The following is a 19625-nucleotide window of genomic DNA, read 5'->3' on the forward strand; positions in this document are numbered from 1 at the left end:
ATGAGCATCACACACCACCCGCGCCCGCCGTATCCGACCGGCAATCCGTTGTTCATCCCTGCGGTACCCAGGGCGTTTACCGTTCGGCCGGTGAGTGTCCCCACCCAGCTCGGCGACGCCGCCCCGCCACGCGTCGGGCCGCGCGTGACGTACCGGGGGACGGCGTACCCGGCGGAGGTGGTCGCCCGGGGCGCCGCGTACGAGATCTTCAGCGGGGTGGAGTTGCCCGGCTTCGATTGGGCGCCCCGCCCCGGCGCTCCCCTGCCGTGGCGACGCTTCGTCCACGCGACCGAGGTGACCGCCGTGCAGGACGGACCGGGGCCGGCGGACGAGGAACCGGACGCGCCCCTGCTGGTGCCGTTGCACCGGGACCGGACCTGGTCGCAGGTGCAGGAGCTCACCCAGCAGCCGTCCGCCGCCGGGGACCCGGTGCTCGCCACGCTGCGCGCCTCGGCCGTGGTGCGTCGGGGCACCCGGATGGTGAAGGTGCTCTCCGCCCGTCAGCTCGCCGGGTACGTACGGGGCCTGCTGCCGCACGGCTTCTGCCACCGGGAGCACGACGTGGCGCACCTGCGTACCCCGTCGGCGCTGGCGGTGCTGCGCACCGACGGCGGTACCGCCCAGGACGTGGTGTACGCGTTGCGCTGGCGGGCCGTCGACCCCACCGACTACGACTCGCCCACCGGTGCGGCGCACCGGGGACTGGTGGAGCTGGCGGCCGGCGACCGGGTCGGCGCGGCGGTGCTCGGTACCGGGTTCGCGCCGAGCAGCACGCAGGTGGTCCCGGAGTTCGTCACCCGCGACTTCGCCGACCTGCCGATGCCGGCGAACGCCACCCTGGTCGCCTACCCGGCGGAGGGGGTCGAGGTGGTGCTCTACGCGTACCAGGCGGAGCAGCGGGGCTGGCTGCGGATGGTCGGGCCGCGCTGGCGGCACCTGCTCGCCGCAGTGCCCGGGATCTCCGCCGAACAGGAGTACGTGCCGATCGCCGAGCCGGCCGCGTCGACCCGGCTGGTCGGCGGCTACGCGGGCAACGAGTACGAGGCGGTGGCCGACCTGCCCGGCGGGTTCCGGGTGCAGGCGTTGACCCGGACCGCCCGTTACCCGGTGGAGTCGGTCGCCCGGCGGCTGCGGTACGCCCGCTGGCGCGACGTGGACTGCGTGGTGCTGCGGGAGGAGACGGGCTGGCTGCGGCTTCGGCTGTGCCGGCCGGGACCGGAGGCGGCGGCGGCCACCGGCGCGCAGTGCCACGAGCGGGGCGTCTACGAGACCTGGGCCCCGGCCACCGACGTCACCGACGACCGGATCGTCGACCTGCCGTATCCGCTCTGAGAATTCGGCGGAAGCTTTCGCCGGGAGCGCCGGAAGCCTTCGGCGGAAGCGCCGGAAGCGCCGACCGGGCGGGCATAACCCCGCGCGGTACGGGAAGACGCCGACGTCGGACCGTCACGTCTCGGGGAGGCCGCATGCCCTTCATCACCGTCGGCTCGGAGAACTCCGGGCCCATCGACATCTACTTCGAGGACCACGGCGCCGGGCGACCGGTGGTGCTCATCCACGGCTTCCCGTTCAACGGCGCGACCTGGGAGAAGCAGACCCTCGCCCTGCTGAACGCCGGCTACCGCGTCATCACGTACGACCGGCGGGGTTTCGGCAACTCCGGCCAGCCCACCTTCGGGTACGACTACGACACGTTCGCGGCCGACCTGAAGATGCTGATGGACCAGCTCGACCTGCGCGACGCGGTGCTGGTGGGGCACTCGATGGGCACCGGCGAGGTCACCCGCTACCTCGGCGCGTACGGGTCGGAGCGGGTGAGCCGGGCGGTGCTGCTGGCCCCGCTCGCGCCGTTCCTGCTGAAGACGCCGGACAACCCCGAGGGCGTCGAGCAGAAGCTCTTCGACGGCTTCAAGCAGGCGATCATGGCCGACCGGTTCGCCTTCCTGACCAGCTTCTGCGACAACTTCTTCAACTACAAGCAGAACAAGGGCCGGCTGGTCAGCGAGGAGGCGTACCGGGCGCACTGGCACATCGGCGCGCAGGCGTCGGCGAAGGGGACCCTGGACTGCGTGGACGCCTGGCTGACCGACTTCCGCGCCGACCTGCCCCGGATCGACGTACCGGTGCTGATCGTGCAGGGCGACGCGGACGCCGTGCTGCCGTTCCCGGCCACCGGCCAGCGGCTGGCGCCGATGCTGCCGGACAGCAACCTGATCACGTTGCGCGGCGCGCCGCACGGTATCCCGTGGACCAACGCCGACGAGGTCAACCGAGCCATGATCGAATTCATCGGCACGCGGGCCATGGCCCACGCCTGACCCGACCGTCCACCTGACCGGCATCCGGATCCGGCGTCCGGCGGTCGGCGGTCGGGGTGCCCCCGGGGCCAGCGGCCCCGGGGGCGTTCGGCGGTCAGCCGCCGAGGCGGGCCAGTTCCTCGTCGACGATCGACGGGTCGAGCTTGCGGAAGACCGGCTTCGGCGCGGCCAACGGCCGGCCCACCTCCAGCGGTACGGACGCCCAGCGCGTGCCCTGCGTGTAGTCACCGGTCAGCACCGGGTACCCCGGTCCGCCGTCGAGGTCCTCGACCTCGACGATGGACGGCATCGGCGCGTGCACCCCGGTGCCGCCGAGCAGTTCGTGCACCTTCTGCGCGGAGTGTGGCAGGAAGGGGGTGAGCAGCGTGTTGGCGTCGCTGACCACCTGGAGGGCGACGTGCAGGACGGTGCCCATCCGGGGCTTCTCGTCCTCCCCCTTGAGCTTCCACGGGGCCTGGTCGGAGAGGTACCGGTTGGCCTCGGCGACCACTCTCATCGCCTCGCCGATGGCCTGCTTCTGCCGGTGCCGGGCGATCAGGTCGCCGACCGTGTCGAACCCGGCGCGGGCCACCGCGAGCAGCGCCTCGTCGGCCTCGGTGAGCCCGGCCGGGTCGATCGGCGGGACGGCGCCGAAGTTCTTCGCCGCCATCGAGATGGACCGGTTGACCAGGTTGCCCCAGCCGGCGACCAGCTCGTCGTTGTTACGGCGGAGGAACTCGGCCCAGGTGAAGTCGGTGTCGTTGCTCTCCGGGCCGGCGACGGCGATGAAGTAACGCAGCGCGTCCGCGTCGTACCGTTCGAGGAAGTCCCGGACGTAGATCACCACCCGGCGGGACGAGGAGAACTTCCGCCCCTCCATGGTCAGGAACTCGCTGGAGACGACCTCGGTGGGCAGGTTGAGCCGCCCCAGCGCGCCCGGTTCGCCGTCCTTCGCCCCGTCCCCTGAGTAGCCGGAGAGCAGCGCCGGCCAGATCACCGAGTGGAAGACGATGTTGTCCTTGCCCATGAAGTAGTAGGCCCGGGCGTCCTTCCCCTCGGCGTCGGTGGACCACCACTTCCGCCACGCCTCGGGGTCGCCGGAGCGGCGGGCCCACTCGATGGAGGCGGAGAGGTAGCCGATGACCGCGTCGAACCAGACGTAGATGCGCTTGTCGGGACGGTCCCGCCAGCCGTCGAGCGGGATCGGCACGCCCCACTCCAGGTCCCGGGTGATGGCCCGGGGCTGGAGGTCGTCGAGCAGGTTCCGGGAGAACCGCAGCACGTTGGGCCGCCAGCCCTCCCGGGTGTCCAGCCACCGTCGGAGCACGTCGGCGAGGGCCGGCAGGTCGAGGAAGAAGTGCTCGGTCTCGACGAACTGCGGGGTCTCGCCGTTGATCTTCGACTTCGGGTTGATCAGGTCCACCGGGTCGAGTTGGTTGCCGCAGTTGTCGCACTGGTCGCCCCGGGCGCTGTCGTACCCGCAGATCGGGCAGGTGCCCTCGATGTACCGGTCAGGCAGGGTCCGGCCGGTGGACGGAGAGATCGCCCCCATCGTCACCTTCGGGACGATGTACCCGTTGCGGTACATCCCCTCGAAGAGGTCCTGCACCACCGCGTAGTGGTTGCGGGTGGTGGTCCGGGTAAAGAGGTCGTATGACAGTCCGAGGCCGTGCAGGTCCTCGACGATCACCCGGTTGTACCGGTCGGCGAGGTCACGGGCGGTGACCCCCTCCGCGTCGGCCTGCACCTGGATCGGGGTGCCGTGCTCGTCGGTGCCGGAGACCATGAGCACGTCGTGGCCGGCCATCCGCATGTACCGGGCGAAGACGTCGGAGGGGACGCCGAAACCGGAGACGTGGCCGATGTGGCGCGGGCCGTTGGCGTACGGCCAGGCTACCGCCGCAAGTACGTGACTCATGACCAGCAAGCCTAGTGACCACCGGAAACCGGTCGCGAACCAATAGCCCGTCCCGGCCGGTCGACCCGTTCGCGCCAGCTGGACGAGCGCCGCACTTCCTGTCCGCTTTGTCGTCGACACGCGGCCTGAGCTGCGTGTTCGCAGCCACCACTCGGTGTCCAATGAACGTCGTGACTGGCAGAGGAGCCGCCCGCGAGCACGAGCAGCCACCCCCCGGTCGCGTCGACCGCGAGCACGGGGGACCATCCCCCGGCCGCGCCGAACCCGAACCCGGGCTGCCCACTGGCGAGCACGCCGATCACGGGGCCGACCGGGCTCCTGAAGATCGACACAGCCGCCCACCTCACGACCGACGGAGTCAGGGCGGAGGACCCCCACGGCCCCGCCCGCACCCTCCGGAGGAGCCACCGGCGGAGACGACGGCCGGCGCACCGGCGGCCACCGCCACCGGAACCGGGACAACGGGCGGACCGCACGCCACGGCCACCGGAACCGGGACGACCGGCGGGGCGCACGCCACGACCACGGCGGCCGGGACGACGACCGGTGGGGCGCACGCCACGACCACCGGAACCGGGACGACGACCGGCGGGCCGACGCTGACCGCGGCGACCGGGGTCGAGCCCACCACCGGGGCACCGGTCGGGGCGGTGCCACACCGGGTGCCGATCCGGCAGCACCCCGGCTGGCCGCGACCGGACGCGCCGGACGAGGGCGGCGGCACCGACGGGAGCGACTTCTGGCTGCCGATCGAGGAGGTGCACTGGGACGGCACCCCGATCCGGGTCGAGCAGTCGACCGACGACGGACGCGCGGCGTCGGCCGTCCGGGACCGCGCCCGTCGCCGGACGAGACCCCGGGTGCTCCGGCAGCGGGACCCCCTCCCCGGGCTGGCCGGACTACTCGGCCTCAGCCTCCTGGTGGCCTTCTTCGCCTGGGTGAGCGCGGAACCGTTCTGGCTGGCCGTGGGGCATGGCACGACCGGCACGGTGGTGGGCGACTGCACCGGCAGCGGGTTGACCCAGCGGTGCCGGGGCACCTTCGTCGCCACCGACGGCCGGTTCGTCGCGCACGGCGTACGCGTCGGCGGGCTCGACACCGCCGGTCAGCGGACCGTGACGGCGGTGCCGGCCCGGATGACCGGGCCGGAGGGCGCCACGGCGTACGCGGACCGTGGCGGCACCCTGCACCTGCGTTGGCTGCTCGGGTTCGGCCTGGTGGCAGCGTGCGCGACCGGCATCGCCCGGGTGACCGGCACAGCCGGGTTGTCCGGCCAGCGGGCCCGCCGGTGGGCGATCACGGCGGCCGTCAGCGGACCACTGCTGGTGACCGTGGGATTCCTGGTCACCGCGTTCTGAACCGTCCTCGGCCACCGGAAACCTCATCGACAGGCTTCCCGGTAATGGAGACAAGGCCTCCACACGGCACCCACGCGGCCTACGATTCCGTCGTGACCCAGGCGTCGACAGCGCAGAGCGCGAGCGAAGGCCAGCCGGAGAGCGGACCGCCCGAGCGGATCGACGACTCCACCGGACGGCCCGGGACCACCCCGCCCGGCGACGCCGGGGGTGGTCGGCTGCCGGACTTCGTCCGTCGCCGGCTGGCCACGGTCGACGACCGGCTGGACGGGCGTTCCTGGCTCGCCACGGCCGTGGTGGTGGCGATCGCCGCGATCCTGCGACTGGTCGGGCTCGGCGACATCAAGGGCAAGATCTTCGACGAGATCTACTACGCCCGGGACGGCTGGGGCCTGATCGAGCACGGCGTCGAGTGGAACTTCAAGGACAACGCCCCGTCGTACGTGGTCCACCCGCCGCTGGGCAAGTGGCTGATCGGGCTCGGCGAGTGGGCCTTCGGCTACCAGGACACCGAGCACAACATCTCGGTGCCGGGCCATCTGTTGACCACGACCCCGGAGTTCGGCTGGCGGATCTCCGCCGCCGTCATCGGCACGCTCTCCGTACTGCTGCTGGTGCGGATCGGCCGCCGGATGTTCCGGTCCACCGCGCTCGGCTGCGCCGCCGGCCTGCTGCTCGCCCTGGACGGCTTCCACCTGGTGCTCTCCCGCACCGCCCTGCTCGACATCTTCCTGCTCTTCTTCGTCCTCGCCGCGTTCGGGGCGCTGGTGCTGGACCGGGACGCGCGACGGCGGCGGTGGGCCACCGCGCTCGACGCCGGCCTCGACCCGTCCCGCCCCGGCCGCGCCGGTCGGCCACCGTTCACCGTCCCCTGGTGGCGGCTGGCCGCCGGGGTGCTGATGGGTTGCGCGGTCGGGGTCAAGTGGAGCGCCCTCTACTTCGTGCCCGTCTTCGCGCTGCTGGTGGTCCTCTGGGAGGTCGGGGTCCGCCGGTCGGCGGGGGTGCGTCGCCCGTGGCGGGACGCCCTCCTCGACGAGTTGCCCTGGCTGGTGCTCGCCGGGGTGGCGATGGTCCTCGCCTACCTCGCCACCTGGACGGGCTGGTTCCTCTCCGACGACGGCTACTACCGCCTCGCCGAGCGTTACCCGAACACCCCCGGGCTGAGCGACACCCCGGTCCTCGGCGCGTTGCAGAACCTGTACACGTACCACCGGGCGGCGCTCGACTTCCACACCGGGCTGAGCACCCCGCACAAGTACCAGTCCTGGCCGTGGCAGTGGCTGCTGCTCGGCCGTCCGGTCGCGTTCCACTGGACGTGCGCGGGTACGTGTGCGGGAACCACCCCCACCAGCGAGATCCTGCTGCTCGGCACCCCGTTGCTCTGGTGGTCGTTCCTGCCGGCGCTGGTCGCCGTGGTCTGGCTGGGCATCGCCCGGCGGGACTGGCGGGCCGGGGCGATCCTGCTCGCTGCGGCGGGCGGCCTGCTGCCGTGGTTCTGGTTCGCCCTCGACGGGCGGGTGATGTTCTCCTTCTACGCCGCGCCGGCCCTGCCGTTCCTGGTGTTGGCGGTGGTCTACGTGCTGGGCGCGATCATCTCGCCCGCCGAGGCGCGCGCGCCGGCTCCACCGGGGTCACCCGCCGCCCAGGAGGCGTACGACCGTCGACTGTTCGGCGGCGTCGTCGTGGGGGCGTACGTGCTGCTCGTGGCGCTCTGCTTCGCCTACTTCCACCCGATCTTCGTGGGCACGTCGATTCCCTACGTCGACTGGTCGGCGCGGATGTGGCTGGGCGGCCGCTGGATCTGACCCGCGCGGCTTGCCGCCGCGGTGGTAGCAGGGGGCCCTTGCAGGGCGAAAACCACCTGTAGGGGCCCCCTGCTACCACCGGAGGCGGGTGGGCACGAAGAAGCGCGCCCCGATCGCCTGCCACGGGGGAAGCGGGCGATTGGGGCGCGCAAGAGAGAGCTTAACCACCCCTGGTTCACCGACACAACGGGTGCACCCGGTCCAGATTCCCGTCCCCCGCCCCGCCGGGCAAATAGTTTACATCCGGCACATAACGGTACGTGGCCCGGCGTGGACGGAGCGGGCCCCCGACAGCCCGGCAACATAGACACACCCCTATTGAATGCCGAGCAAAGTATCGATAATTTTCTCTATCAGTTCACGCGGTCGGGGATCCTTCGGCACCTCCGACACGTCGAATGACGGCAATACCGCGATCGGATGGAGATGTTATGAACCGCACCCTTCGTTGGGTCGGCGGCCTGCTCGCCGCCGTCACCGTCGCCTCCCTGGGCTTCCCCGCCCCCGCCCAGGCGGCCACCGTGTCGGTGCCGCTGCGCACCCTCGTCGCCGACCTTCCCGTCGCCACGGAGAACCGCACCGGCTACTCGCGGGACCTCTTCCCGCACTGGATCGACACCGACGGCGACGGCTGCAACACCCGGTACGAAGTGCTGATCGCCGAGGCCACCACCCGGCCGTCGGTCGGCTCGGGGTGCCAGCTCTCCGGCGGCCGGTGGTACTCCTACTACGACGCCGCGTACTGGACCAACCCCTCCGACCTGGACATCGACCACATGGTGGCGCTGGCCGAGGCGTGGGACTCCGGTGCCCGGAACTGGACCACCTCCCGCCGCCAGTCCTTCGCCAACGACCTGGGTGACGTCCGCTCGCTGGTCGCCGTCACCGACAACGTCAACCAGTCCAAGGGCGACCAGGACCCGGCGAGCTGGATGCCGACCCAGGAGCGGTGCCGGTACGTCACCGAGTGGGCCGCGGTGAAGACCCGCTGGCGGCTGACCGTCGACACCGCCGAGAAGAACGCCCTCACCAGCCACGCCGCCTCCTGCTCGAACATCCTGGTCACGGTGACCCACGCCTTCTGACGCACCCGCCGCGGCCGGACGTCTTCCGGGGTGGCGAGCGCGGGGCTGAGCATCGACCAGGTGTACCGACCCGACACCTGCCGGACCGGCCAGCCGGGCGGCGACGCGTGCCCGTCGCCGCCCGGCTGGCCGGGATCTCCCCGGCGGTCGTGCACCAGTGACGAGCGGACCCGGGTGACCGGTGCCAGGGAGGGGTGGACGCTGGTCCGCGCCGGGAGCGGCGCGACGACGAGCCGGGCGTCGATGTCCGGCCCGAGTCTCCGCCGGTACCGTGGGACCGGCTCGACGTCGACGTGGCCCGGTTGCGGTCGTACCTGGAAGGGGAGCGTGATGCGGGAGCTGCTGCCACCGCCGGTCGCCGTGGTCGTGGCCGGGCCGGCGGACTTCACCGGTGAGCTGCTCGAAGCCGAACGGGCCTGCCTCGGCGAACGCGCGGTGGAGAGCCGGCGTCGCGACTTCACCGCCGGCCGGGTGTGTGCCCGGCGGGCCATCGCCGCCCTCGGGCTCGATCCGGTTCCGGTGCCGTCGGCCCCCGACCGGTCCCCGGCCTGGCCGGTGGACGTGGTCGGCACCATCACCCACACGAAGGGCTACTGCGCCGCCGCGGCGGCCCGCGCCGACGAGGTCCGGTCGGTCGGCATGGACGCCGAGCAGCACAAGATCCTTGACGCCGGGGTACGCCGGCTGATCCTCCGGAAGGAGGAGGTGGAGCACTGCGGACGGCTGCCGACCGGCGTCTCCTGGCCCGCACTGATCTTCAGCGCCAAGGAGACCGTCTACAAGGTCTGGCACCCGGTGGTCGGCACCTGGCTCGACTTCCAGGACGCGCTGGTCGAGATCGACCCGGACACCGGTTCCTGGGTCGCCCGGATCTCCCCGGCGAAGGTCGAGGCGGCCCGGGAGAAGGTCACCGATCCGCCCAGCGTGATCACCGGACGGTTCACCGTGGACGCGGGCCTGGTCCGCACCGCCGCCGTGCTGCCGCACCGCTGACCGGCGCGCCCGGCGCGAGCCGCAGGGACGCCCGACCCCGGGACGGGGTCCTGGACAGGCCGGGTCGGTCAGACCGGACGAATGATCCGTTCAGCCGACGACCGCCGGAGCGAGGCAGGGAAGGATGGTTCGGTGCCTCGGCGCACCCGGTCGGGAGCGCGTCGAGCCCTGACCCTCTGCATCCGGGAGCACCGTGAGTCACCCCCCAGGCCCGCCGCAGGAGCCCTTCCCGGGTCCGCCCCAGGATCCCTTCCAGCCGGACCCTGATCCGTACGCGTACGCCGATCCGCCGTACTACCCGGACCCCACAGCTCCGCCGCCGGTGTACCCGCCGGCGGGCTCGTCGTACCCCGGATATCCGCCGGAGCAGAGCACGCCGGTGCCCCCGCACCCGACCAGCGGGGCACCCGAGGCGGGCTACCCGCCGCCGGTCTCCGGCGCACCCGGATACCCGCCGGTCTCGGGTGCCCCCGGCTACCCGCCGGTCTCCGGTGCCCCCGGCTACCCGCCGCCCGGCTCGGGTGGGCCCGGCTATCCATCGCCGGCCTCGGGGGCGCCCGGCTATCCGGGCCACCCGCCGGCCTCCGGTGTGCCCTACCCGCCGGGGCCGACGCCGATGGCGTCCTACCCGCCCGGCCCCGCCGGGCCGTACCCTGGCCTGCCCCTGCCACCGTCGACCTCCTCCGGCGGAAAGAGCACGGTGCTGATCGTGATCCTCGTCACTGTCGTGCTCCTCCTGCTCTGCTGTGTCGGTGGTGTGGTCCTCGCGTTGGCCGGTGACGACAGCGCCAGCCAGAACACCGGCATCGGCCGGGCGTCGTCGGGGAGTTCCTCCGGTCCGCTGGCCCGGCCGACCGAGGATCGGCCGTTCGGCGCAACCGTCCCGACCACCGCCGCGCCGCAGCCCAGCAACAGCGGGAAGAACGGCGAGACCTTCAACATGAAGGTCGGCGACACGCTGGTGATCACCGATGACGAGGGGACCGTCGAGATCACGGTCAGCCGGTTCACCACCTCGAACAAGGGTTGCCGGTCCTTCGCGCCCGACCCGGACGAGGGGATGTACCTGATCGCCGACGTGACCGTGCGGGTCACGAAGGGCACCGCCTCGGTCAACCCGTTCTACTTCGAGTGGGTGGCCCAGGACGGCAAGACCGCCAACGGGCTGGTCGGCGCGCTCTCCGGCTGCGGCACCCCGCTCTCCTCCGGCGTGAACCTGCGCACCGGCAGCAAGCGCAGCGGCACGGTCGTCTTCGACGTGGCCGACAAGAAGGGCGTCGTCGAGTACCAGCACAACTTCGAGGCCGCCGGCTCCTGGAAGCCCTGACGGTCGTACCCCACCGGGGCCGGTCCGCGCGACGGACCGGCCCCGCCCGCATTCCCCGGCGAGCCGGCTACGGCCAGGTGGTCACGGCGAGGCGGCGAGGAGTCGGCGCGCGTGCCGCGATCCCCTAACCACGCGCACACCTCGTCGTGCCGACTCATGCCCCCGACTGTAGGACCCGCCCCGAGCGGCGCGCCGACCGGCGAGCCGCACTAATGACGCAAATAGGCTTATTTGCCCGCAAACCCCTCAAAGGTCCCCAAACCGTCGGTAGCGTCGCTGCTGCGCCTCCCTCACGAGGCTTTCGACCAGGTTCCAGGAGACACGATGAGAACGATGCTGAGCCGCCTGCTCGCCGGTGGAGCGATCACGGTCGGGCTGCTACTGACGGCCGGAGCGCCCGCGGCAGCCCAGACGACGATCGACATCGACCCGGGCAACGTGCCCACCACCGCTGCCGAGGCCAGACAGATGTGCGAACCGGGCCTCGGTGGCGGCCCCTACGTGGGCCAGGACGTCTGGGTGTTCAACCTGCCGGGCGACGCGCAGATCACTGGTGTCTTCGAGTCGGTGACGGCCACCTTCGACACGCCGAGCGGACCGCTGACGGTCACCATCCCGGACGACGGTGGCACCATCGTGAACAACATGGGGACCAGCAAGGCGTGGATCGTCCTCCCGGCCGGTTACACGCTGGTGAGCGCAACCGCCGTCATCTCCGGCAGCGCCGACTTCTTCGTGCTCACCCACACCTGCGCGGCCTCGCAGCCCACGCCCACACCGACGCCCACCCCGACCGGGCAGCCGACACCGACACCCACGGCGACCCCCACCCAGCCACCGGCCCCGACGTCCACCCCGACCGGGCAGCCGACACCCACCAAGACGCACCTGCCAGTCACCGGCGAGTCGAGCATCTCGACGCTGGTGCCGCTGCTCACCCTCGGGACGGCGTCCATCGTGACCGGTGCCGCGCTGCTCTGCCTGCGTCGCCGCCGGAGCTGACCGGTCCGGACCCTGGCGAGCCCGGCGGTGACGACGAGTCGCCGCCGGGCATCGGCCCGCCCAGAGCGGGCCGATGGCTCAGTCCGGGGAACGTTTCGCGGTGCTCCGGCCGATCAACGCCATGACCGCCGTGCCGGCGGCCGAACCCAGCGCCATCAGCACCGCGCCGATCGGCCAAAGACCGGGCTCGGGGCCGGTGACGGCGGTGATGACGAAAGCCAGGGTGAGCACGACCGGGATCGCTGCCAGCGCCGGCACCACCTGGTGCATCCGTCCCGCCACGAACGCCAGCGCCCCCACCACCAGGGCCAGGCCGACGACCTGCCACGCCTCGTACGGCCCGGTCTCGGCACCGGTGACCGGGTCCAGATCCTTCTCCCGGTCCCAACCGAGGAACGCCAGGTAGGCCACGGCAGCGGCGACGCCGAGCCCCACCATCCAGAGCACCGGCCGGGCCGGTCGACGCGACTTCTCGTCCATGCGATCCACCCTGCCGATCCCGAGTCGAACACGAGAAGAGTACGCATACCCGGTCACGACCGCTCCCATGCGGACGGAACCCGCCGGTGCTCGACCAGTCCAGCGCGGCGACTTCGCCACGACGGCCCACCCGATGCGCCAGACGACGTTCTGATACATCCGGGCCGCTTCTCTGTCACCCTGCGACAAAAAGACGCCCGACGATGCGTTGGCTGTTCTTCCGACCCCGTCTGCCTCGGTAGATTCCGAAAACCCATCCGAGGCCATCCACTCGATCAGCGAGTGTCGGACCGGCCTGAGCAGAAAGAGGGCTTGGAGATGGATCTTCCGCGCCGGGCGTCCCTCGCTCGATCACGTCGACGTGGACTGGCCGCCCTGGCGGTCGTCACCGCCGCCACGCTGGTCGCCGCCGTCCTCGCCACCCCGGCCGCCTCGGCACCCGGATCCGTGCGGGCCCCGGGCCCCGTCGGGGAGATCCGGGGCGCCGAGGCTCCGACCGCCGTCCCCGGCACGTTCGTCGTCGTCCTGAAGGACAGCGCGGTCGGCGGCCCGGCCGGCACCCGGCAGGCCGCCGTGTCCACCCTGGCCGCCGACGTGACCAGCCGCTTCGGCGTCCAACCGGACCGGGTGTGGGGCGACGCCCTGAACGGCTTCTCCGTCCGTACCTCGGAAGCCGTCGCCCGCCGCATCGCCGCCCACCCCGCCGTCGCCTACGTCGAAGCCGACCAGACCGTCCAACTCGCCACCACCCAACTCAACGCGCCATGGAACCTGGACCGCCTCGACGCGACAGCCGGCCTCGACGTCACCTACAGCTACCAGAGCCAGGGCAGCGGAATCCCGGTGTACGTCATCGACTCCGGGATTCATATCAGCCACCAGGAATTCGGCGGCCAGGCCTACTACGGCTACGACGCAATCGACGGGACGTTGCCCGCCGAGGACTGCTCCGGTCACGGCACGCACGTGGCCGCGAACATCGGCGGGACGACGTACGGCGTGGCCAAGAACGTCGCGCTGGTCGCGGTCAAGGTGGTCGGGGACTGCACCGGAATCCCCAGCACCCTGGCGATGGTGATCAACGGCATCAACTGGGTGGCCGCCGACCACCAGCCCTGGGATCCGCCCGCCGTCGCGAACATCGCCCTGCTGACCGGTGTGAGCAGTGCGGTGAACACGGCGGTGGCGAACCTGGTCGTCGACGGCGTGACCGTGACGGTGGCGGCGGGCAACTCGAACGCCAACGCCTGCAACTTCCCGCCGGCCTCCGTGCCGACCGCCCTGACCGTCGGCGCGACCCAGTCGAACGACGCCCGGGCCAGCTTCTCCAACTTCGGTACCTGTCTGGACCTCTTCGCCCCGGGCGTGAACATCGTGTCGGCGGTGCACCTGTCGAACACCGCCACGACGCCGCTGAGCGGCACGTCGCAGGCCTCGGCCCACGTCGCCGGCATGGCCGCCCGGGTGCTCAGCAACAACCCGACGTGGACCCCCGCCCAGGTGGCCGGTTACCTGACCAGCGTCGCCAACCCCGCCGTGATAAACCCCGGCACCGGCTCACCCAACCGTCTCCTCTACATGTCACCGCTGCTCTGAACCGACCGACCCGACGAGAAGCCCCAGGTCGCCCACCGGACGGCGGTGGGCGACCCGAGCAGAAGGAGACGTGGAGATGCAACCATCGCGCAGGGTGACGTCCACCCGTCGACGTGGGTTGGCAGCCGTGGCGGTCCTCGCGACCGGCACCCTGGCCGCCGCCGTCCTCGCCACCCCGGCAGCCGCCGACCCCCGCTCCACCCGAACGTCGAGCGCCACCGGAGCGATCCTGGGCGCCGACGGTCCGACCGCCGTCCCCGGCAGTTTCCTCGTCGTCCTGAAGGACAGCGCGGTCGGCGGCCCGGCCGGCACCCGGCGGTCCGCCGTGTCCACCCTGGCCGCCGACGTGACCAGCCGCTTCGGCACCAAGCCCGTACAGGTCTGGGGCGACGCCCTCAACGGCTTCTCCGTCCGCGCCTCCGAAACCGTCGCGCGCCGCATCGCCACCCACCCCGCCGTCGCCTACGTCGAAGCCGACCAGACCGTCCAGGCGGCCAACCAGCCGAACGCCCCGTGGAACCTGGACCGGCTCGACGCGTTCTCCGGCCTCGACACCTGGTACAACAGCCAGAGCCAGGGCACGGGGGTCCGGGCGTACGTCATCGACAGCGGCATCCGGATCACCCACCAGGAGTTCGGCGGCCAGGCCTACTACGGCTACGACGCGACCGACGGCACGCTGCCCGCCGACGACTGCGCCGGCCACGGCACCCACGTGGCCGCCACCATCGGTGGCACGACGTACGGCGCCGCGAAGGACGTCGTCCTGATCGCGGTCAAGGTCCTCAACTGTGCGGGCGCCGGCACCATCTCCGGCGTACTCAGCGGAATCAACTGGGTGATCGCCAACAACGTGCCCACCGGGCCGCCCGCCGTGGCGAACGTCGGACTGACGAGCAGTCCGAACGTCTCGTTGAACACGGCGGTGGCGAACCTCGTCACCGACGGGGTCGTGGTCACGGTCCCGGCGGGCAACTCCAACGTCGACGCCTGCAACGTCTCGCCGGCCTCGGTGCCGACCGCCCTCACCGTCGGCGCGACCCAGTCCAACGACAGCCGGGCCACCTTCTCGAACTGGGGCAGCTGCCTGGACCTCTTCGCCCCCGGGGTGAACATCCCGTCGGCCATGCACACGTCGAACACGGCCGTCGCGACACTGAGCGGGACGTCCCACGCCTCGCCGGCCGCGGCGGGGATCGCCGCGCGGGTGCGCAGCAACAACCCGACCTGGACCCCGGCCCAGGTGAACGCCTACCTGACCAGCGTCGCCGTTCCGGTCGTCACCAACCAGGGCACCGGCTCGCCCAACCTCCTCCTGCACATGTCGCCCCTGCTCTGACAGCTGGGCCGACAACCGCCGTGCACCACCGTCCCGAGTACCGACCTGGACGCCCGCCCAGGTGCACAGTCGCCTCCTCAGCGTCGCCACCGCGGGCCTCGGTCACCAACCCGGGTACCGGCTCCCCCAACCGCATCGCGTACCTGGCGCCGACGTACTGAACGATCCGCGTCGCCCCGGCGCGTCAGACCCCCTCGTCGGCCTGGCGTGCCGGGTTGGCGTCCGTGGCGGCCCGGACGAACTCCCGTACCCGGGCCGTCGTGTTGCTCTCCAGCCAGACCAGGCCGCGGTGGATCGGCGGCGCGTCGTGGATCGGCACGTACGCGACATCCGGACGTGGGTTGTACCGGCGGGTGTGCTCGCCGACCGGCAGGACGCCCCGCCCCAGCGCCACCAGGGAGATCATCTCGGCGAAGGTACGGCCCGCCGGCCCCTTCGGCACCGGCCGCCCCGACGGGGTCCGGTCCGGCGTACGGTCACGCTTGAACGCGGTCGACGTGACCGCCGGATACTGCACTACCGGATGGTCGGCCAGCACCTCCAGGGAGACCGACTCCGCCCCGGCCAACGGGTGGTCGGCGGGGACGGCCAGCAGCCGGCGCTCCGCCAGCAGCGGCGGTCCGCACGCCATCCCGTCGAACGGGAACGAGGCGATGAGCAGGTCGACCGAGCCGTCGACCAGGCTGGCCCGGGAGTTCGCGAGCTGCGCCTCGTGGACCTCGACCGCGCACTCCGGATGACGCCGTTCGAAGAGGTTCACCGCCCGGAGCAGCGTCGGCGCCGTCCACTCGCCCAGGAACGCCACCCGCAGCCGTCCGGTGACCCCCCGCCCGGCTTCGACGGCCCGGCGTACCGCCTCGGTCATGCCGGCGACCAGCGGCGTCAGGTCGTCCGCCAACTGCCGGCCGATCGGGGTGAGCCGCACGACGCGGCTGGTCCGCGCGAAGAGCGGTGCGCCGATCCGGCGTTCCAGCTTCCTGATCACCTGGCTGATCCGCCCGGTGGTGACCCGGAGGCGTTCGGCAGTACGGCCGAAGTGCAGCTCCTCGGCGAGGGTCAGGAAGATCTCGACCTCGTGCCGTTCCAGTGGCAGTCCGCCCGGCACGGTGGTGCCCGGATCCCCTCCGGCACCGCCCGGCGTCTCTTCCACCCGACCGCCCCTCACCGACCCGCCGTTTACTCCTGCTAAACGATCGTAGCGTGATCGGGTCTTGGTGCCCGGGCCGGCAGGGCGAACAGTGGAACTCGTCAACCCACCTGACCCGCGACCTGAAGATGAGGTAACACCATGCTCCGAGTGACGGCCTTCGACCACCTGGTGGTCCGCGTGCACGACGTGGAACAGGCCTTGGACTTCTACTGCGGACGGCTCGGGCTGGAGCCGGTCCGGGTCGCCGAGTGGCGGGCCGGGACGGCCCCGTTCCCGTCGGTCCGGGTCAACGCGGAGACCATCATCGACCTGGTACGCGGCGACGGCACGTCGACGCTGGACCATCTCTGCCTGGTGGTGGAGCCGCTCGACTGGCAGACGGTGGTCGACTCCGGCCTGTTCGACGTCGTCGACGGCCCCGGTCCCCGGTTCGGCGCGCGGGGCGACGGCGAGTCGCTCTACGTCCGCGACCCGGACGGCAACACCGTCGAACTGCGCTGGTACCCCCAGGACCAACTCTCAGACGAGGACAAGGCCACCGTCGAGGACCTCGCCTGAACACCGGCGAAACCCGTCGCGCGGTCGCTCGGGAACCCGGCAAACTGCATCGATGACCTCCCCCGACGACCTTGCCGCCGCGCGCTACGCACACATGCGGTGGAACGCGCCGCTGTCCGAGGAGCACGCCGCCCTGCTCCTCGACCGGCTCACCATCCCCGAGGGCGCCCGGGTGCTGGACCTCGGATGCGGTTGGGGTGAACTGCTCCTCCGGGCGGTCGCCACCGGCGGCGCGGGCACGTCCTCGACGACAGGCACCGGTGTCGACACGAACCACGCGGCTCTCGCCCGGGGCCGCGCGCTCGCCGCCGAACGGTCGTTGGACACGCGGGTGACCTTCGTGGACCGGGAAGCATCCGCCTGGCAGGAGCCGGCAGACCGGGTGCTGTGCGTCGGCGCGTCGCACGCCTTCGGTGGCTCGGCTGCCGCCCTCGACGCGCTCACCGGACTCGTGTCGCCGGGCGGCCGTCTCCTGTTCGGTGACGGATTCTGGGAGCGTCCGCCCACGGCCGAGGCCAAGGAGATCTTCGGCGACCAGACCATGACGCTGGCGGATCTCGTCGAGCAGGCACGGGCGTCAGGCTGGCGGGTGCTGCACCTCAGCACCGCCGACCAGCGGGAATGGGACGACTTCGAGGCCACGTGGCGGGCGGGCCGGCAGGAATGGTTGCTCGCGCATCCCGACGACCCTCGGGCGACCGGCATCCGCGACGAACTCGACACCCAGTTACGCCAGTACGTCGGCGTTTACCGGGGCGTTCTCGGTTTCGCCTATCTCGTCCTCGGCCACTGACCTGCCCGGTCGTCACGAGAGGCCACGCGAACCCCGGCTGCTCCTCGAACGCAGCCTTCTCCAGCACCTCGAAGACCGGCCAGATCGTGTCGTCCCCGCCGAGGTCGTGATCCAGCCACAGCTCGTCCAGCCGATGTCCGCGATGGCGCTCCAACACCTCGATACCGGCCGCACTGGTGCGCGCCACCTGCGCCGCACGGCCGTCCACGAACGACCGAAGGTCGTCGACCAGCACAAGATGGGGCTGTTCTCCGGTAACCACCGCGCCATCCTTCGCGCCTTGTTTCCGCACCGCCACCGCAAATCGGGCCCGTACCGGCGTCGGAGCCACCAGACGACCCGATCTTTCCCGGATACGGCCGCCCCACAGACACCCGCACCGGCACGGCGCGGAATTGGGCCGGCAACAGTTTTCTCCATGTCGCCGTGCCCCACCCGACAAGGGGCCACAAACGGCCTGCCGGTAGTCGATCCCTGACCCTCCGGTCGGTCTGCTGCTGATCCCCGGAAGGTCACATCGCGGGGTCTGGCCGGTCGTAAACGTCAAGTTCGCCCCCGCTGACGCAGAGGTGCAGGTCCTTTGTCGTTACGCTCTGGCCCACGTGATTCCACTGTGCTCTTGCCGGTGATCAGGTTCTTCGGTTCGTCACTTCCAGCCCAGGGGGACAGCTTGACCAGACGGTGGATCAGCATGATGTCGGCGCTCGCCTTTGCCGTCGGCGGGGCCTTCGCTGCTGCCAGCCCAGCACAGGCCGCCACGCCGCCCGTGATGATCACGAAGGTCTACTACGACTCGCCGGGCAGCGACACCGGCTCCAATGCGAGCCTGAACGGCGAGTACATCCGGCTGACGAACAAGCGCAGCACGGTCATCAACCTGAAGGGCTACTACGTCCGCGACAAGGCGGGCTACGTCTACTCGTTCACGAGCGACTTCAAGGTCGCCGCCGGAAACAGCATCATCATCTACACCGGCAAGGGGACCAACGCCGGCACCAAGCGTTACTGGGGCCGCTCCTGGTACGTGTGGAACAACGACGGCGACGCCGCCTACCTGCGGAATTCCTCCGGCAGCCTCGTCGACAGTTGCAGCTGGGGCAAGGGCAGCGGTTACACCAACTGCTGACCCTCCGCGCTCCGCGCCGAGCGCCGGCCTGCCCAGCAGGTGGGCCGGCGTTCTCGGTCGGGTCTGCTCGCCGACCCTGTGGATGAGCGTGGTGGGCTCAGCGGAGTCCGCTCTGAGTGACAGCATCAAGAGCACCGCAGGCCCGGTCCCCGCTACCGGGCCGCGTCTGCCATCCTGTCGTCGATGGCCAACGCGTCGATTCATCCCAGCAGCGATGATGATCCCGCCGTCGTCATGGTGATGCTGCAAGCAGCGTCGTGGGAGTTCCATTTCCGGGCCCACCTCCGCGAACTCGCCCGCCTGCGGTCCATCCGCCAGGCCGACTGGTCCGCCCGACGCGCATTGCAGATCGGCGACGCCGCCGGCATACCTGTGCACTGGGCCATCCACGACGACACCGTCACCGCCCTGATCGGCCACGACGACGAGACCTGGCATATCGCTTTCCTCATGCCCGTCGAGACGATCGACCGTCTGGCCGCCGAGGCCGCAGAACTCTTGCCGGAATCGGACCCACCGACTCCGCACTCTGGTCAACTCCCGGGAACTGCAGCGACGGTCCCCCAGGCGTCCACACCCGCCCGCCCCGGTACGTGCCGGTCGTCACCCAGCTAGTCACCCACCCGATCAGGTGTAGACACCCTCCCGGTACTCGTCACGGGAGGCATCGAAATCGTCCGGTCGCGTCTCCGCCGTAGAAGCTCGTACCGCTCCACAAGGATGTCGATGGCTCGCTGGAGGCTGCATCCGCCGTGCCCTGGCGCAGAGCACGGACCTGTCACCGCATGCGTGGAGACG

At 71.3% G+C, this 19625-nt stretch carries 18 protein-coding genes and 1 pseudogene; 14 read left to right on the forward strand and 5 right to left on the reverse strand.

Annotated features, from left to right (window positions below; genetic code table 11):
* Positions 1–90: 90 nt before the first annotated feature.
* Positions 91–1332 (forward strand): hypothetical protein, encoded by a 1242-nt coding sequence (locus tag GA0070618_RS06200; protein WP_088980790.1) that lies wholly within the window; start codon positions 91–93, stop codon positions 1330–1332.
* 134 nt (positions 1333–1466) lie between these two features.
* Positions 1467–2318, forward strand: coding sequence for an alpha/beta fold hydrolase (locus tag GA0070618_RS06205; protein WP_088980791.1), 852 nt, complete (start codon positions 1467–1469; stop codon positions 2316–2318).
* A gap of 94 nt (positions 2319–2412) precedes the next feature.
* Here GA0070618_RS06205 and metG read toward each other — a convergent pair whose 3' ends face one another.
* On the reverse strand, positions 2413–4215 hold the full coding sequence (gene metG, locus GA0070618_RS06210) for a methionine--tRNA ligase (RefSeq protein ID WP_088980792.1): 1803 nt from the start codon (positions 4213–4215) through the stop codon (positions 2413–2415).
* A gap of 662 nt (positions 4216–4877) precedes the next feature.
* Between metG and GA0070618_RS06215 the strand changes: the two genes are divergently transcribed.
* The 6 genes from GA0070618_RS06215 to GA0070618_RS34220 all read left to right on the forward strand — a co-directional run bounded on the left by GA0070618_RS06215 (position 4878) and on the right by GA0070618_RS34220 (position 11785).
* Positions 4878–5573 carry a hypothetical protein gene (locus GA0070618_RS06215; protein ID WP_231931622.1) on the forward strand — a complete coding sequence of 232 codons (696 nt, stop codon included), beginning with the start codon at positions 4878–4880 and terminating at the stop codon, positions 5571–5573.
* A gap of 92 nt (positions 5574–5665) precedes the next feature.
* Positions 5666–7378 carry a dolichyl-phosphate-mannose--protein mannosyltransferase gene (locus GA0070618_RS06220; RefSeq protein WP_414467563.1) on the forward strand — a complete coding sequence of 571 codons (1713 nt, stop codon included), beginning with the start codon at positions 5666–5668 and terminating at the stop codon, positions 7376–7378.
* Between the two features lie 431 nt (positions 7379–7809).
* Positions 7810–8463 carry an HNH endonuclease family protein gene (locus tag GA0070618_RS06225; protein WP_088980794.1) on the forward strand — a complete coding sequence of 218 codons (654 nt, stop codon included), beginning with the start codon at positions 7810–7812 and terminating at the stop codon, positions 8461–8463.
* Positions 8464–8793: 330 nt separating this feature from the next.
* Positions 8794–9456: a 4'-phosphopantetheinyl transferase family protein gene (locus tag GA0070618_RS06230; protein WP_088985318.1), complete on the forward strand. Its 663-nt coding sequence runs from the start codon at positions 8794–8796 to the stop codon at positions 9454–9456.
* 193 nt (positions 9457–9649) lie between these two features.
* Positions 9650–10783, forward strand: coding sequence for a DUF4352 domain-containing protein (locus GA0070618_RS33305; protein ID WP_143740484.1), 1134 nt, complete (start codon positions 9650–9652; stop codon positions 10781–10783).
* A gap of 324 nt (positions 10784–11107) precedes the next feature.
* Positions 11108–11785 carry a hypothetical protein gene (locus GA0070618_RS34220; RefSeq protein ID WP_197701727.1) on the forward strand — a complete coding sequence of 226 codons (678 nt, stop codon included), beginning with the start codon at positions 11108–11110 and terminating at the stop codon, positions 11783–11785.
* Positions 11786–11863: 78 nt separating this feature from the next.
* Here GA0070618_RS34220 and GA0070618_RS06245 read toward each other — a convergent pair whose 3' ends face one another.
* A complete protein-coding gene (locus GA0070618_RS06245) occupies positions 11864–12265 on the reverse strand; it encodes a hypothetical protein (RefSeq protein ID WP_088980797.1) in 402 nt (133 codons plus the stop codon).
* A gap of 318 nt (positions 12266–12583) precedes the next feature.
* Here GA0070618_RS06245 and GA0070618_RS06250 point away from each other — a divergent pair, with 318 nt between their 5' ends.
* Together GA0070618_RS06250 and GA0070618_RS06255 are read left to right on the forward strand one after the other, a co-directional pair.
* Complete coding sequence (locus tag GA0070618_RS06250; protein ID WP_088980798.1) at positions 12584–13861, forward strand: S8 family peptidase; 1278 nt, start codon at positions 12584–12586, stop codon at positions 13859–13861.
* Between the two features lie 127 nt (positions 13862–13988).
* Positions 13989–15200: a S8 family peptidase gene (locus GA0070618_RS06255; RefSeq protein ID WP_231931623.1), complete on the forward strand. Its 1212-nt coding sequence runs from the start codon at positions 13989–13991 to the stop codon at positions 15198–15200.
* A gap of 184 nt (positions 15201–15384) precedes the next feature.
* On the opposite strand, the gene GA0070618_RS06260 is transcribed toward GA0070618_RS06255, so the two are convergent.
* Entirely contained in the window at positions 15385–16287 is a 903-nt protein-coding gene (locus GA0070618_RS06260; protein ID WP_088985320.1) for a LysR family transcriptional regulator, read from the reverse strand.
* A 201-nt stretch (positions 16288–16488) separates the two neighbouring features.
* Here GA0070618_RS06260 and GA0070618_RS06265 point away from each other — a divergent pair, with 201 nt between their 5' ends.
* Both GA0070618_RS06265 and GA0070618_RS06270 read left to right on the forward strand, forming a co-directional pair.
* Complete coding sequence (locus tag GA0070618_RS06265; RefSeq protein WP_088980799.1) at positions 16489–16908, forward strand: VOC family protein; 420 nt, start codon at positions 16489–16491, stop codon at positions 16906–16908.
* A 52-nt stretch (positions 16909–16960) separates the two neighbouring features.
* On the forward strand, positions 16961–17701 hold the full coding sequence (locus GA0070618_RS06270) for an SAM-dependent methyltransferase (protein WP_088980800.1): 741 nt from the start codon (positions 16961–16963) through the stop codon (positions 17699–17701).
* A gap of 34 nt (positions 17702–17735) precedes the next feature.
* Here the strand turns inward: GA0070618_RS06270 and GA0070618_RS06275 are convergent.
* Both GA0070618_RS06275 and GA0070618_RS34555 read right to left on the reverse strand, forming a co-directional pair.
* A pseudogene (locus tag GA0070618_RS06275) lies at positions 17736–17963 on the reverse strand (cyclic-phosphate processing receiver domain-containing protein); the annotation flags it as partial.
* Positions 17964–18244: 281 nt separating this feature from the next.
* Positions 18245–18478, reverse strand: coding sequence for a hypothetical protein (locus GA0070618_RS34555; protein WP_231931624.1), 234 nt, complete (start codon positions 18476–18478; stop codon positions 18245–18247).
* On the opposite strand from GA0070618_RS34555, the gene GA0070618_RS06280 reads away from it, so the two are divergent.
* Both GA0070618_RS06280 and GA0070618_RS06285 read left to right on the forward strand, forming a co-directional pair.
* On the forward strand, positions 18471–18827 hold the full coding sequence (locus GA0070618_RS06280) for a lamin tail domain-containing protein (protein ID WP_231931625.1): 357 nt from the start codon (positions 18471–18473) through the stop codon (positions 18825–18827). The two genes, GA0070618_RS34555 and GA0070618_RS06280, sit on opposite strands and share 8 nt — an antisense overlap.
* Before the next feature lie 183 nt (positions 18828–19010).
* Positions 19011–19442, forward strand: a complete 432-nt coding sequence (locus GA0070618_RS06285) for a hypothetical protein (protein ID WP_143740485.1) — start codon at positions 19011–19013, stop codon at positions 19440–19442.
* Positions 19443–19625: the final 183 nt, after the last annotated feature.

This window comes from Micromonospora echinospora (genome assembly GCF_900091495.1).
Taxonomy (GTDB): domain Bacteria; phylum Actinomycetota; class Actinomycetes; order Mycobacteriales; family Micromonosporaceae; genus Micromonospora; species Micromonospora echinospora.